A 14229-nucleotide genomic window follows, 5' to 3' on the forward strand; every position below is an offset into this window, starting at 1 on the left:
CGGCGGAGGGGCCCGGGTGCCCCGACAACGCCGCCAGGGGCGGTGCCGGGCGCCGCGGCCCCGGCAAGATCCGAAAGAGATGACCTAAGTGCTGTGACCGGAAAGGTTCACAGCACTGGCGGGCGGGCGCCTGGGCGGGAACCCGGGATGCGGGGAGATCGGGGGCATCGGCCGGGGCGGCCGCACGCAGCGCCGCCTCGACCCGGCGGTTGCCGGTCATGGTCGCGGTGACGGCGGTCATGGCGAGGAGCAGGCCGGCGGCGGCGTAGAGCGGGGTGCGCACGTCGTAGGTGGTGGCCAGCCGGCCGCCGAGGAAGGCGCCGAACGGGGCGGCGCACATGGAGAGCATGCGGGAGGTGGAGGCCACCCGGCCCATCAGGTGGGCGGGGACGATCGCCTGTCGCAGGGAGGGGGCGAGCACCATCGTGGCGCCCATGCCCGCTCCGCAGACGGCGAGCGCGAGCCCGGCGACGTATGGGTTCGGGGCGACGGCAAGGCCCAGGATGGCGAGCCCCTCGGCCGCGGCCGTGCAGGTCAGCGCAGTGCCGGTGCCGAGTCGTCGAGCGAGGAAGGAGGCGGTGCCCGCGCCGAGCAGACCGCCGGTGGCCTCCGCCGTGAGGAGCAGGCCGAAGCCGAAGGTGTCGATGCCGAGACGATCGTGCGCGAAGAGGGCGAGAACGGTCTCCACCGCGAGGAAGGCGAGGTTCCCGACCGCCGGACGCAGCGCGAGCCCGAGCAGCAGCCGGTCCCGGAACACGTACGAGGCGCCGGCCCGTGCCTGCCGCAGCAGCGATTCACGGGCCTGCGGTACGGGCCGGGGTGCGGCGGGCAGCGACCGTACGAGCAGTGCGGAGAGCGCGAACGACACCGCGTCGGCGAGCAGTGGAACCGCCCGCCCGAGCGCGAGCAGCGCACTGCCCGCGGGCGGCCCCGCGAAGCCGGACGCGGCGGTCTGGGCGCCGCGCAGGCGGGAGTTGGCGCGCTCCAGGTGCGCGGGGTCGCGGCCGAGCAGATCCGGCAGATAGGCCGTGGCGGCCGTGTCGAAGAAGAGCCCGCCGAGGCCGAGGAGGAAGGCGACGGCCGCGAGCAGCGGGATGCTCAGCAGGTCGAGCGCGGCCGCTCCCGCCGGTATCGCGAGCAGCGCCGCACGCGCGGCGTCCGTGACCCACATGGTGCGCCGGCGGTCCCAGCGGTCCACCAGAGCGCCGCCCAGCACCCCGAAGAGCAGCCACACCGTCTGTGCGGTCCACAGCCGTCCGAACCCGGCCGGCAACTATTTCCGTTTCGGGGTTCCGGGCGGGGTGGGGAGCACGTGCGCGGACCCGGCCCGCTTCGCCGCGGTCGTGCGGGGGCGACTTCGACGTCACTCCCCCGCCGCTGCCGCCGATCGAGCCCCGAGCCGGCGCGTCCGGTTAACGTCGGGGTGACAGGGACGCACCGCTCCGTTCACCCCGGTTCGCAAGGATCTCCGCATGACCGCGACGCCTCCGCTTCCGCCCCGCGCCATCCGCGTGATCGCCCACCGCGGGGCCTCCCACGAGCACCCCGAGCACACCCTGGCCGCCTACCGGCAGGCCGTGGAGGACGGGGCGGACGCGCTGGAGTGCGATGTCCGGCTCACCGCCGACCACCGGCTGGTCTGTGTGCACGACCGGCGTGTGGAGCGGACCTCCGACGGGCGCGGGGTGGTCTCCGCGATGACGTACGAGGAGTTGGTGGCGCTCGACTTCGGGGCGTGGAAGGGAGCCGGGCACGCCGGCGCCCGGGTGCTGCTCTTCGAGGACCTGCTCCGGGAGGCCCTGGCCGCGCCGCGGCCGGTCGGGCTCGCCGTCGAGACGAAGCACCCGTCGCGCGCGGGCGGCCGGCTGGAGGTCGAGCTGGTGCGGATGCTCCGGGAGTACGGGCTGGCCGACGGGTCCGCGGGCCGCGTCGAGGTGATGAGCTTCTCCCGCACCGCGCTGACCCGGCTGCACCGGCTGGCTCCGGGGCTGCCCTCCGTGTACCTGATGGAGCGCCGGCTGCGGCCGGTGCGCCCGCCGTACGCCACGCACGCGGGCCCGGGCATCGAGCTCGTCCGCCGGTCCCCGGGGCTGGTGGGGCGGTTGAAGGCCAAGGGGCTGTCGGTGCGGGTGTGGACCGTGGACGAGCCGGAGGACGTGGAGCTGTGCGTGCGGCTCGGCGTGGACACGCTGATCACCAACCGGCCGCGGGACGTGCGCAAGCTGCTGCGGGACATGTGACACCCGGCCGGGGTGCGCCGGCCGGGTGTGGGGGGTGAGCGGGGCGGGTGGTGCGGGGCGGTTACGCGAAGCGCTGGTTGGCGGAACCGTTGCAGGTCTGCAGGCGCAGTTGCTCGTGGGCGGCGGCCACGGTCAGGCACATGCCGGGCGCCGCCGCGGGGCGCAGGGTGGCGCCGTCGCGGACGAACTGCTGGTTGGCGCCGCCGTGGCAGTTCCACAGGATCAGGCCGGTGCCGTTGCCGTAGGCGCCGCCGGGGGCGTCGACGCAGCGGTCCTGGGTCAGCTCGACGTGGAGGGCCTTGCGGGCGGTGTCGTACCACCAGCCCTGGTTGCGGCCTCCGTGGCAGTCCCAGGCCACCACCTTGGTGTTGTTGGCGCTCGCGCCGCCGTTGGAGTCCAGGCAGTTGCCGGTGGCCTCGTTCCTGAGCGGCTTGTACAGGTCGTCCCAGGCTCCGGCCTGGAGGACCGGGGTGCCGGTGCTCGCGGGGTCGGCGCAGGAGGCCTCGCGCAGGCCCGAGGTGTAGAGCTGGGTCAGGCAGGAGGCGAAGGCGCCGTGGCCCCGGTAGTTGGGGTGGAAGGACTGCCGGGCGGTGTTCTCGTCCCACGGGAAGTGGTCCCCGAGGTCCAGGTAGAGGCCGCGGGCCCAGGCGTCCTCCATGCACACCTCGTGGCCGTGGAAGAGCCGGGAGTTGTCCAGGTAGGTGGCGCCGGAGGCGAGGGCGGCGGCCCGCATGCCCTTCTCGAAGGCGGGTACCGCTTGATTGCGTCCCCAGGTGGCGTCGGAGTCGTAGCCGGCGCAGCCGCCGGGGAGCTTGCCGGGGAAGTTCGGGTTGTCGTTGAAGTCGGGGCCGATCGGGCTGGGGTAGCCCATCACGACGAGCTTGTAGTCGGTGTCGGCGTAGCCCGCGTCGCGCATGACCGTCTTGAGGTCGGCGACGGTGGCCTCCACCTTGGGCTTCAGGCCGTCGACGCGCGCCTGCCAGCCGGGGCCGTACTTGGGTTCGCAGGTGCCCTGAGCGAGCACCCAGCGGGTGACGCAGTCGGTCATGACGGGGCCGAACTGGAGGTCGTCGTTGGCGCCCGCGACCAGCAGCACCATCTTGATCTTGGTGTTGCGGGCCTTGATGGCGAGGTTGTCGCTCTGCACGAGTTCGTCGGCGTACTGCTTGCTGCCGCCGATCCTGATGTTGCCCGTGTAGCCGCCGGAACAGGCGACGTTGAAGGTCAGGTCGGCGGGGATGCCGGTGCGGTGGATCGCGGAGTCCGGCGAGCGGTGGCACTGGTTGTTCGGGGTGTTGGTCGCGGGGTCGTAGGCGCCGACGCCCTCGCCCGAGATCTCGCTGTCGCCGAGCGAGATCAGGCCGGTCTTGCGTTCCGCGAGCGGGCGGATGACAGAGTCACCGTAGATCTTGGTCGCCTCGGCGGCCCGGATCGCCTCCAGTTCCGGCGAGAGAGGGGTGACGGCGGCGACGGCCGCCGCCTGGGCCATGGGAGTGACGGCGCCGACGCCGCCGAGGGCGGCCGCGATCGCCGTGACGGCGACGACGGTAGATCTGAGCATGGGTCTGGTACGCGCACGTGCCATGAACGCCTCCCCGAGATCGGTGTTACCCCCGGTATTTACTGGCCGGTAGATGACTTGGGAACAGTTCGAACAAGACAATTGCTCAACTTTTTGAGGAGGCCATGGAAATGACCGAGGATCAGCAGGCCGCAGGAACACCCGGCGCGTTCCGGATCGAGCACGACTCCATGGGCGAGGTACGGGTCCCCGCCCACGCGAAGTGGCGGGCCCAGACCCAGCGCGCGGTGGAGAACTTCCCGATCTCGGGGCAGCGCCTGGAGCACGCCCACATCGCCGCACTGGCCCGGATCAAGGCCGCGGCCGCCGTGGTGAACGCCCGGCTCGGCGTCCTGGACGCGGATGTGGCCGAGGCCGTCCGGTCCGCCGCCGAGGAGGTCGCGGAGGGCCGTTGGGACGAGCACTTCCCGGTGGACGTCTTCCAGACCGGCTCCGGCACCTCGTCGAACATGAACGCCAACGAGGTGATCGCCACGCTGGCCGGTGAACGTCTCGGCCGCCCGGTCCACCCGAACGACCACGTCAACGCCTCGCAGAGCTCCAACGACGTGTTCCCGTCCTCCATCCACATCGCCGCGACCGCCGCCGTCATCGGCGAGCTGATCCCGGCGCTGGAGCACCTCGCCGACGCGATGGAGCGCAAGTCCGCCGAGTTCGTCGCGGTGGTCAAGGCCGGCCGCACCCACCTGATGGACGCCACCCCGGTCACGCTCGGCCAGGAGTTCGGCGGATACGCCGTCCAGATCCGCTACGGCGTCGAGCGGTTGCGCGCGGCGCTGCCGCGACTGGCCGAACTCCCCCTGGGCGGAACGGCCGTGGGCACCGGCATCAACACGCCGCCCGGGTTCTCCGCCGCCGTGATCGCGGAGGTGGCCGAGGCCACCGGACTGCCGTTGACCGAGGCGCGGGACCATTTCGAGGCCCAGGGCGCCCGGGACGCGCTGGTGGAGACCTCCGGAATGCTCCGCACGATCGCGGTCTCGCTCACCAAGATCTCCAACGATCTGCGCTGGATGGCCTCCGGACCGCGCACGGGATTGGCCGAAATCAATCTCCCGGATCTGCAACCGGGGTCCTCGATCATGCCCGGAAAGGTCAATCCGGTGATCCCGGAGGCCGTCCTCATGGTCGCCGCACAGGTGATGGGCAACGACACCGCGGTCGCCGTCGGGGGCGCCGCCGGCAACTTCGAGCTCAATGTGATGCTGCCGATGATGGCCCGGAACCTGCTCGAATCGATCCGCCTGCTCGGCAACGCGAGCCGGCTGCTCGCCGACCGGACGGTGGACGGGATCACCGCCAACTCCGAGCGGGCCAGGGAGTACGCCGAATCCTCGCCCTCGGTGGTGACCCCCCTGAACCGCTACATCGGCTACGAGGAGGCGGCCAAGGTGGCGAAGCGGTCGCTGGCGGAGCGGAAGACGATCAGGGAGGTCGTCCTGGAGGAGGGCTACGTCGAACGCGGCGCGCTGACCCTCGCCCAGTTGGACGAGGCGCTGGACGTCCTGCGGATGACCCGGCCCTGAAATCGCCCCCCGCCGGGGGCCGGATTCGGTCGTTTCCCGTCCCCGGCCACCTCCGTGACCTGCGTCGCGTCATGTGTACGGACCTCAGCCCTAAGATCTGCGCATGACAGGTATCGGAGGCCGCGGGGGCGGCGTGGCGCGCACCGGGACGCACGACGGGGCCCGGGGCTCGCACTGGGCACCCGGCGAGCAGATCCTGTGGCGCTACCGCGACCACGCCCCGGGCCCGGCGGGCCGGGTCCACATCTGTCGACCCGTGACGGTGGTGCGGGACACCGACGAGTTGCTGGCCGTGTGGATGGCCCCCGGCACCGAGTGCGTCAAGCCGGTGCTGGCCGACGGCACCTCGGTCCACGAGGAGCCCCTCGCCACCCGGTACACCGCGCCGCGCACCACCGCCCGGTCGCACTGGTTCGGCACCGGGGTGCTGAAGTTGGCCCGCCCCGGGGACCCGTGGTCGGTGTGGCTGTTCTGGGAGCGGGGCTGGCGCTTCAAGAACTGGTACGTGAACCTGGAGGAACCGCAGACCCGCTGGGCCGGCGGGGTGGACTCCGTGGACCACTTCCTGGACATCGCCGTGGCCCCGGACCGCAGCTGGAAGTGGCTGGACGAGGACGAGTTCGCGCAGGCGCGGCGGATCGGCCTGATGCCTCCCGAGCGGGCGCACGAGGTGGAGGCGGCGGGTCTGGCGGCCGTGGAGGTCATCAAGGAATGGGGGGCGCCGTTCTCCTCCGGATGGGAGAAGTGGAGGCCGGATCCGGGCTGGAGAGTGCCGGTTCTGCCCGAGGACTGGGACCGCACCCCGGCGCATATGACCTCATGAGACCCTTGATGCGCCCCCGGGGTTCAACCGTAGGATCGTCCTCCGCCGGGTCGTCTGCGGCGTTGCCGCCAGGCTGTACATCCGTAATTGACGTGCCGTACACGGGACTTGACCGGAGATCAACGCTGGGCGAGAGGTAACGAGCGGGACGCGGAACCGCGGGGCGGTGGTGCCCCTGCCGCTGAGCGGGTATACCGCGACTGACCGATTGAGTGCAGCGCACATCGAGCGCAAACGGACGGAATTCCACGCGTGACGGAGTACCCCACCTCCCAGGAGGGCCCGCAGCCCGTCGCCTCCGGCGGAGGTACGGACGATGCCGGCCACGGCAAGGCCGCCGTCGCGGCCACCGAGGCTGTACGCACGCATGCGCAGGGGCCGGGCGCGGAGCGCGGTGCCCCCGCGTCCGCCTCGGCCGCCGAACTTCCGCGGCCGCGCACCGCGGCCGCCTCCCCGGCGGACGTGCCGGCCGGCGGGGAGCCGGGTCAGGGCGGCGCCCGGCCCCGGGACGGCGAGGCCGCACGCAACGCGGCCGCCGGCGCCTCGGCGCAGGACCGCGCACCCGAACCGCTCCGCCCCCGGGGCGGGGAGGACCGGACCACGCACGGCGCCCGGCCGGGCAGCCGCCCCGATCCCACCATCCCGACCGCGGAACTCGACGGCCCGACGGCCGACGGCCTCCAGGTCGACGGTGTCGGCGGCGGCGCGGGCCGGCACGGCGGCGGCCCGATCGCCGGCGCGGAAACCGGCACGGCCCGCCGGGAAGGCGACCGGCTGCGCTTCGTCGGCGCGGCCACCCGCCGGATCGCGCGGGGCATCGACCTCGACGAGATCGTGCTGGGCCTGTGCCGGGCGACCGTGCCGACGTTCTCGGACGCGATCCTCGTCTATCTGCGCGACCCGCTGCCGGTGGGCGACGAGCGCCCCGTCGGACCGGTCGTCTTAAGGCTCCGACGCACCGACCGGCTCCGGCCGCTCGACGATCTGACCGGGGGCGACCCCGCCGGGGCCGCGGGGGCCGCCGGCGAGCTCGACTTCAGCCAGATGACGCTCGTCGGCCCGCAGGGCGACCTGCCGGCGGCCGAGTTGTGCGAGATCCGGCCGGGCGGGGCGCTCGCCGAGGTGCTGCGCGGCGTACGGCCCGTCTTCGGGTCGGCCGCAGGAGCCAAGGACGCGCTCCCGGAGCTGCTGGGGGCCGACCATCCCGTCCCGCGCGGTCAGCGGGCCATCCTGGCCCCGTTGCGGGGCCGCCGGCGCGTGATCGGCGCGGCGGTGTTCCTGCGCACCCCCGACCGGCCCGCTTTCGAGACGAACGACCTGCTGGTCGCCGCCCAGTTGGCGACCCACACCGCGCTCGGCATCGACAAGGCGGTGCTGTACGGCCGTGAGGCGTACATCGCCGACGAGCTCCAGCGCACCATGCTCCCGGACAGCCTCCCCCAGCCCACCGGGGTGCGGCTGGCCTCCCGCTACCTGCCCGCCGCCGAGACGGCCCGGGTCGGCGGCGACTGGTACGACGCCATACCGCTGCCCGGCAGCCGGGTCGCGCTGGTCGTCGGCGACGTCATGGGGCATTCCATGACCTCCGCCGCGATCATGGGCCAGCTGCGCACCACGGCGCAGACCCTGGCGCAGCTCGACCTGCCGCCCGCCGAGGTGCTGCACCACCTGGACGAGCAGGCGCAGCGGCTCGGCTCGGACCGGATGGCGACCTGCCTTTACGCGGTCTACGACCCCGTCTCGCACCGGATCACCATCGCCAACGCCGGCCATCCGCCGCCCGTCCTGCTCCACCTGGGCGGCCGCGCCGAGGTGCTGCGGGTGCCGCCGGGAGCCCCGATCGGCGTGGGTGGCGTGGACTTCGAGGCCGTGGAGCTGGACGCCCCGGCCGGGGCCACCCTGCTGCTGTACACCGACGGGCTGGTCGAGTCCCGGCTGCGCGACGTGTGGACGGGCATCGAGCAGCTCCGCGAGCGGCTGGCGACGACCGCCCAGCTGACGGGCCTGGACCACCCGCCGCCGCTGGAGGCCCTGTGCGACGACGTCCTGGACATGCTCGGCCCGGGCGACCGGGACGACGACATCGCGCTGCTCGCGGCCCGTTTCGAGGGGATCGCGCCCAGTGACGTCGCGTACTGGTTCCTGGACCCGGAGGAGACCGCGCCGGGACGGGCCCGTCGGTTCGCCCGCCGGGCGCTGACCCGGTGGGGTCTGGAGGAGCTGAGCGATTCGCTGGAGCTGCTGGTCAGCGAGGTGGTCACCAATGCCGTGCGGTACGCCGAGCGGCCGGTGACCCTGCGCCTGCTGCGTACGGACGTGCTGCGCTGCGAGGTCGGCGACGACTCCCCGCAGCTGCCGCGCCAGCGCCGGGCCCGGGACACCGACGAGGGCGGTCGGGGCCTGTTCCTGGTCAACCGGCTGGCCCGCCGCTGGGGTGCGACGCGGCTGAGCAGTGGAAAGGTGGTGTGGTTCGAGCTCCCGTTGCCGGGGGCGCATGATCGGCGTTGACTGGGCAGGTGAATGCGTGCGACCCAACCGACCCCTACGGGAGGACGCTCGTGACCCAGGACGCGCAGAAGATTCCGTACACGACGAACAACGTCGGGATTCCGGTGGAGAGCGACGAGCACTCGCTCACCGTGAGTCCGGACGGCCCGATCCTGCTCCAGGACCACTACCTGATCGAGAAGATGGCCCAGTTCAATCGGGAGCGGGTCCCCGAACGGGTGGTGCACGCCAAGGGCGCGGGCGCGTACGGCGTCTTCCAGGTGACCAACGACGTCAGCCAGTTCACCAAGGCCGACGTCTTCCAACCGGGCCGCAGGACCGAGATGCTGGCCCGCTTCTCGACCGTCGCGGGTGAGCAGGGCTCCCCCGACACCTGGCGGGACCCGCGCGGTTTCGCCCTGAAGTTCTACACCGAGCACGGCAACTACGACATGGTCGGCAACAACACCCCGGTGTTCTTCGTCCGTGACCCGAGCAAGTTCCAGGACTTCATCCGCTCGCAGAAGCGCCGTCCGGACAACGGGCTGCGCGACCACGACATGCAGTGGGACTTCTGGACCCTGTCCCCGGAGTCCGCGCACCAGGTGGCCATCCTGATGGGCGACCGGGGCATTCCGAGGAACTACCGCACGATGGACGGCTTCAGCTCGCACACCTACCTGTGGGTGAACGCCGGCGGCGAGAAGTTCTGGGTGAAGTACCACTTCAAGACGGACCAGGGCAACGAGTTCCTGACGCAGGAGGAGGCGGACCGGCTGGCGGGCGAGGACCCCGACTACCACCGGCGCGACCTCTTCGACGCGATCGCGGGCGGCAACGCGCCGACGTGGACGATGCACGTGCAGGTCATGCCCTTCGAGGACGCCCCGGGCTACCGGTTCAACCCGTTCGACCTGACCAAGGTGTGGCCGCACGGCGACTACCCGCTGATCGAGGTCGGCCGGATGACGCTGGACAAGAACCCGGACGACTACTTCATCCACATCGAGCAGGCCGCCTTCGAGCCGTCGAACCTGGTCCCGGGCATCGGCCCGTCGCCCGACAAGATGCTGCTCGGCCGGCTGTTCTCGTACCCGGACACGCACCGCTACCGGATCGGGGCGAACTACACGCAGCTCCCGCCGAACCGGGCCCGGTCGCTGGTCTCCTCGTACGCCAAGGACGGCGCGATGCGCTTCGAGGCGTCGGCGGCGGCGCGCCCGTACGCCCCGAACTCCTACGGCGGCCCGGCCGCGGACACGGCCCGCTTCGGCGAGCCGGCGGGCTGGGCGACCTCCGGCGAGATGGTCCGCGAGGCGTACACGCTGCGCTCCGAGGACGACGACTGGGGCCAGCCGGGCACGATGGTCCGGGAGGTCTTCGACGACGCGGCGCGCGAGCGCCTCGTCTCCAACGTCGCCGGGCACCTGCTGGACGGGGTGAGTCCGCCGGTGCTGGAGCGCGCCCTGCAGTACTGGCGCACCATCGACAAGGCGACGGGCGACCGGATCGCGGCGAAGGTCCAGGCGGGCGGCTGAGGCCCGCGCCCGACCCGTACGACACAGGACCGCCCCGCGGCGTGCTCGCCGCGGGGCGGTCCTGTGTCGTGGGCGCTGCCGGTCCCTACTCCTGCGGGTCGGGAGCCGGGGGGAAGAGCGGGGACCTGGTCGGGTCCGGGCTCTTGGTCGGGTTCGACTTCGTCGGATCGGGAGTGTTCGACGGCTTCGTGGTGCTCTTGGTCGGATCCGGCTTGTGCGAGCTCGTCGACGGCTTCGGCGGCGTGGAGCTCTTGCTGGGGGTGGAGCTCGGGGAGCTGGACGACTGGCTCGGCGTGATGGACGGGGAGCTGGTGCGCGGCGGTGCTTCCACCGTGCCCATCTCGGCGTCCGGCAGGCTGAACTCGTCGGTGCTCTGCCCCTTGAGCGCGGCCAGCGTGTAGGCGCGCCAGATCTCGGCCGGGAAGCTGGAGCCGCCCGCGCGGCCCTTGCCGGCGGTGCCGGTCAGGGTGACCTGCTTGTGGCTGCCGGGCTCCTCGCCGAACATCGCGACGACCGTGACCAGCTCCGGGGTGTACCCGGTGAACCAGGCGGCGACGTTGGACTCGGTGGTGCCGGTCTTGCCCGCGGCCTCGTAGGCGGAGCTCTTGACCACTTCGCCGGAGCCGTCGTTGACCACGCCGGTGAGCACCTTGGTGACGGTGTCGGCGGTCTTGCGGGTGAGGACCTGGCTGCCGACCGCGCCGGCCGGCTTGAAGTCGGAGTCCTTGTGCTCGGCCGACTTCACGATGGTCGGGGTGATCTTCTTGCCGTGGTTGCCGAGGGTGGCGTAGACGCCGGCCATCTCGACGGTGTTGGCGCTCATGGTGCCGAGCGACATGGCGGGCTTGTCGGCGGGCCAGCCGTCGCGGTCGACCATGCCGAGGGCCAGCGCCTGCTTCTTCACCTTCTCCGGCTTGGTGTCCACGATCATCTGGGCGTAGACGGAGTTGACGGAGGCGTTGGTGGCCTTCTGGACCGTGAGCAGCGGGTCGCCGTAGTTGCGATCGTCCTGGTTCTGCGGGGCGAACGGGATGTCGCTGCCGACGACGGGGCGCTTGCTGGTTCCGTCGTAGAGGGCGTTCGGAGTGATCTCCTTGCCCTCCTGCGTCCGCGCGCCGGTCTCCAGGGCCGTCGCGAGCACGATCGGCTTGAAGGTGGAGCCGGGCTGGAAGTCGGTGCGCAGGGCGTTGCTCTCGTACTTCTCGGACAGGCCCGTGCCGCCGTACATCGCCACGATCGCGCCGGTCTTGGCGTCCACCGAGGTGGCGCCGGCCTGGACGCTCTGGTCCTGGGGGCGGCCCTTGGTGTCCTTGCGGTCGAGCTTGGACTCCAGCTCGTCGGCGACCGCCTTCTCCATCGCGGCCTGCTTCTTCTTGTCGATGTTCAGCCGGATCGTCCAGCCGCCCGCCGCGATGGCCCCCTCGTCGATGCCCTGGCGGTCGAGTTCCTTCTTGGCCGCCTCGACGAAGTAGCCCTTCTGGCCGTCCATGCCCGGGGCGGGCTTGGGCTTGATGGGCTCCTGGAACTTCATGGTCTTGCGCTTGGCCGCGTCCAGCTTGCCCATCTCGACCATGTTGTCGAGGACGGCGTTGAAGCGGATCATGACCAGCCGCTTGCCGTTGGGTCCGGCGGTCGCCCAGTCGTACTGGCTGGGGGCCTGGATGACGGCGGCGAGGTAGGCGCCCTGCTCCAGCGTCAGCTTCTCGGTGTCGACGCCGTAGTAGGCCTGTGCCGCGGCCTGGATGCCGTAGGCGTTGCGGCCGTAGAAGTTGGTGTTCAGGTAGCCGGCGAGGATCTCGTCCTTCTTCATGCGCTGGTCGACCTTCAGAGCGATGATCAGCTCTCGGGCCTTGCGCGTCGCCGACTGGTCCTGGGTGAGGTAGTAGTTCTTGACGTACTGCTGGGTGATCGTCGAACCGCCGGCCTTGCCCTTGCCGGTGACCGTGTTGAACAGGCCTCGGGCGACACCCATCACGTCGACGCCCTGGTCCTCGTAGAAGGACTTGTTCTCGATGGCGATGAAGGCGGTGCGCACCTGCTCCGGGATCTTGTCGATCCCGACGATCTCGCGGTTCGTCTTGCCCGTGCGGGTCATGATCGAGCCGTCGGAGTACTCGTAGGTGTTGCTCTGGAGTTCGGCCTGCTCGTTGGCCTTGTCCGGCGGTTCCACCATGAAGTAGAGGACGACCAGGCCGCCCATCATGAGCAGGATCAGCCCGAAGAAGAATCCGAGGATCTTCTTCCAGGTGAAGAAGCGGCGTATGCCGGAGGGCTTGCCCGCCGGCTTACCGCCCGACTTGCCCGCGCGCCCGTTGGAGCGCCCGCTCGGTGCTTTCCGCGCTCCGCGCTGCTGCTGCGCCCGTCGCGCTTCTGCTCGGCCCATCGCTCCCGCTCCGCTCGATTACCCCCCCGACGTCAGCTCAGAAAACTAACACCGCAGGCTGTGACAAAGGTCGACTAACCCTGATCAATACCGGTCAATTCGGACGTGACAATCAGCACCCACGCCAATGGAACCGACGCACATAAGACCGCAAGGGTTGCGGTGTACGCAAAAAGTGATATCACTTTGCTAGACGTTCCGGTCGAACAGGTCCGGACACAGCATGACAAACGGGGGCATTACATGAGCAGCACTGCGGCGTCTCCCGACACCGGGAGCACCACCGACACCACCCGTTCGACGACCGCATCCGCAGGCCCCGCAAGGGAGTTCGCGGCGCGCAGCGTCGGCGGCGGAGCGGCCCTGCTGCTCGGACTGGCCGGGTTGCTCGTCGGGGCGGGCCTCATCGTGGGCGGCGCGATCGTCACCGCGACGGCGGCCAAGGCCGTCCTGATCACGCTCGGCGTGCTGCTGATCCCCGCCTCGATCTTCGCCATGTGCGGGCTGAACACGGTGGCCCCGGGCGAGGCCCGGGTGGTCCAGCTCTTCGGCCGCTACCGGGGGACCCTCCGGACCGACGGGCTGCGCTGGGTCAACCCGCTGACCTCCCGCAGGAAGATCTCCACCCGGGTCCGCAACCACGAGACGGCCGTCCTGAAGGTCAACGACGCGTACGGCAACCCGATCGAGCTGGCGGCGGTCGTGGTGTGGCGGGTGGAGGACACCGCGCGCGCGGTCTTCGAGGTCGAGGACTTCACCGAGTTCGTGGAGACGCAGACCGAGGCCGCGGTCCGACACATCGCGATCGAGTACCCGTACGACTCGCACGACGAGGGCGGGCTGTCGCTGCGCGGCAACGCCGAGGAGATCACCGAGGAACTCGCGGTGGAACTGGCGACCCGGGTCGAGGCGGCGGGCGTGCACATCATCGAGTCCCGGTTCACGCATCTCGCGTACGCTCCGGAGATCGCCTCCGCGATGCTCCAGCGCCAGCAGGCGGGCGCCGTCGTGGCGGCCCGCAAGCAGATCGTCGAGGGCGCGGTGGGCATGGTGGAACTCGCCCTGACCCGCCTGGCCGAGGAGGACATCGTGGACCTGGACCCGGAACGCAAGGCCTCCATGGTCTCCAACCTGATGGTCGTCCTGTGCGGCGATCGCGCGGCGCAGCCCGTCATCAACACGGGCACCCTCTATCAGTGAGCCCCGTCCGCGGCACGCACCCCGACCCCGGCACCGGGCCCGGCGGGGAGCCCGGCCGCCGACCCGGCACCCGGTCCGGCGCACAGCCCGGCACCCCGTCCGGCGCCGCCCCGCAGCCCGTCCCGCCGTCCGGCGGGGCGGCGGCCGGGGGCTCCGCCGGCGGGTCCGACGGGGCGCCCGACGCCCCGTCGGCGCGGGGCCCCGAGCGCACGGCGCGGGCCGCGCGCCAGGCCCGCAAGCAGGTCCTGCTGCGGCTGGACCCGCAGGTGTACGACGCGCTCGCGCGCTGGGCCGGCGAGGAGCTGCGCAGCGCCAACGCGCAGATCGAGTTCCTCCTGCGACGGGCCTTGGCCGACTCCGGCCGGCTGCCGGGCGGCGCGGCGCCGATCCCGCAGCGCGGCCGCCCCCGCACCTCCTCCGACTCCTGACACCGGACGGGACCTCTCCGCA

General features: G+C 71.7%; 8 protein-coding genes and 2 pseudogenes. 7 read left to right on the plus strand and 3 right to left on the minus strand.

The window, feature by feature from the left end; translation table 11 throughout:
• Positions 1-121: 121 nt before the first annotated feature.
• A pseudogene (locus tag OG906_RS13315) lies at positions 122-1273 on the minus strand (MFS transporter); the annotation flags it as partial.
• Between the two features lie 199 nt (positions 1274-1472).
• Between OG906_RS13315 and OG906_RS13320 the strand changes: the two are divergent.
• Entirely contained in the window at positions 1473-2240 is a 768-nt protein-coding gene (locus OG906_RS13320; RefSeq protein ID WP_329442737.1) for a glycerophosphodiester phosphodiesterase, read from the plus strand.
• Positions 2241-2301: 61 nt separating this feature from the next.
• On the opposite strand, the gene OG906_RS13325 is transcribed toward OG906_RS13320, so the two are convergent.
• Positions 2302-3801 carry a ricin-type beta-trefoil lectin domain protein gene (locus OG906_RS13325; protein ID WP_392899196.1) on the minus strand — a complete coding sequence of 500 codons (1500 nt, stop codon included), beginning with the start codon at positions 3799-3801 and terminating at the stop codon, positions 2302-2304.
• Positions 3802-3932: 131 nt separating this feature from the next.
• On the opposite strand from OG906_RS13325, the gene OG906_RS13330 reads away from it, so the two are divergent.
• The 4 genes from OG906_RS13330 to OG906_RS13345 all read left to right on the plus strand — a co-directional run bounded on the left by OG906_RS13330 (position 3933) and on the right by OG906_RS13345 (position 10196).
• Entirely contained in the window at positions 3933-5348 is a 1416-nt protein-coding gene (locus OG906_RS13330) for a class II fumarate hydratase (RefSeq protein WP_329442740.1), read from the plus strand.
• A 103-nt stretch (positions 5349-5451) separates the two neighbouring features.
• Entirely contained in the window at positions 5452-6171 is a 720-nt protein-coding gene (gene fomD, locus OG906_RS13335) for a cytidylyl-2-hydroxypropylphosphonate hydrolase (protein WP_329442742.1), read from the plus strand.
• A 252-nt stretch (positions 6172-6423) separates the two neighbouring features.
• Positions 6424-8679, plus strand: a complete 2256-nt coding sequence (locus OG906_RS13340) for a SpoIIE family protein phosphatase (RefSeq protein ID WP_329442744.1) — start codon at positions 6424-6426, stop codon at positions 8677-8679.
• 50 nt (positions 8680-8729) lie between these two features.
• Positions 8730-10196, plus strand: a complete 1467-nt coding sequence (locus tag OG906_RS13345; protein WP_267828311.1) for a catalase — start codon at positions 8730-8732, stop codon at positions 10194-10196.
• An 85-nt stretch (positions 10197-10281) separates the two neighbouring features.
• Here OG906_RS13345 and OG906_RS13350 read toward each other — a convergent pair whose 3' ends face one another.
• The gene (locus OG906_RS13350) at positions 10282-12579 is read right to left on the minus strand and encodes a transglycosylase domain-containing protein (RefSeq protein ID WP_329442746.1); all 2298 of its coding nucleotides are present in this window, start codon (positions 12577-12579) and stop codon (positions 10282-10284) included.
• Positions 12580-12822: 243 nt separating this feature from the next.
• Between OG906_RS13350 and OG906_RS13355 the strand changes: the two genes are divergently transcribed.
• Together OG906_RS13355 and OG906_RS13360 are read left to right on the plus strand one after the other, a co-directional pair.
• Positions 12823-13779, plus strand: a complete 957-nt coding sequence (locus tag OG906_RS13355) for an SPFH domain-containing protein (protein WP_329442748.1) — start codon at positions 12823-12825, stop codon at positions 13777-13779.
• A 188-nt stretch (positions 13780-13967) separates the two neighbouring features.
• A pseudogene (locus OG906_RS13360) lies at positions 13968-14207 on the plus strand (AT hook motif protein); the annotation flags it as partial.
• Positions 14208-14229 lie beyond the last annotated feature (22 nt).

It is taken from the genome of Streptomyces sp. NBC_01426 (genome assembly GCF_036231985.1).
In the GTDB taxonomy this organism is placed as follows: domain Bacteria; phylum Actinomycetota; class Actinomycetes; order Streptomycetales; family Streptomycetaceae; genus Streptomyces.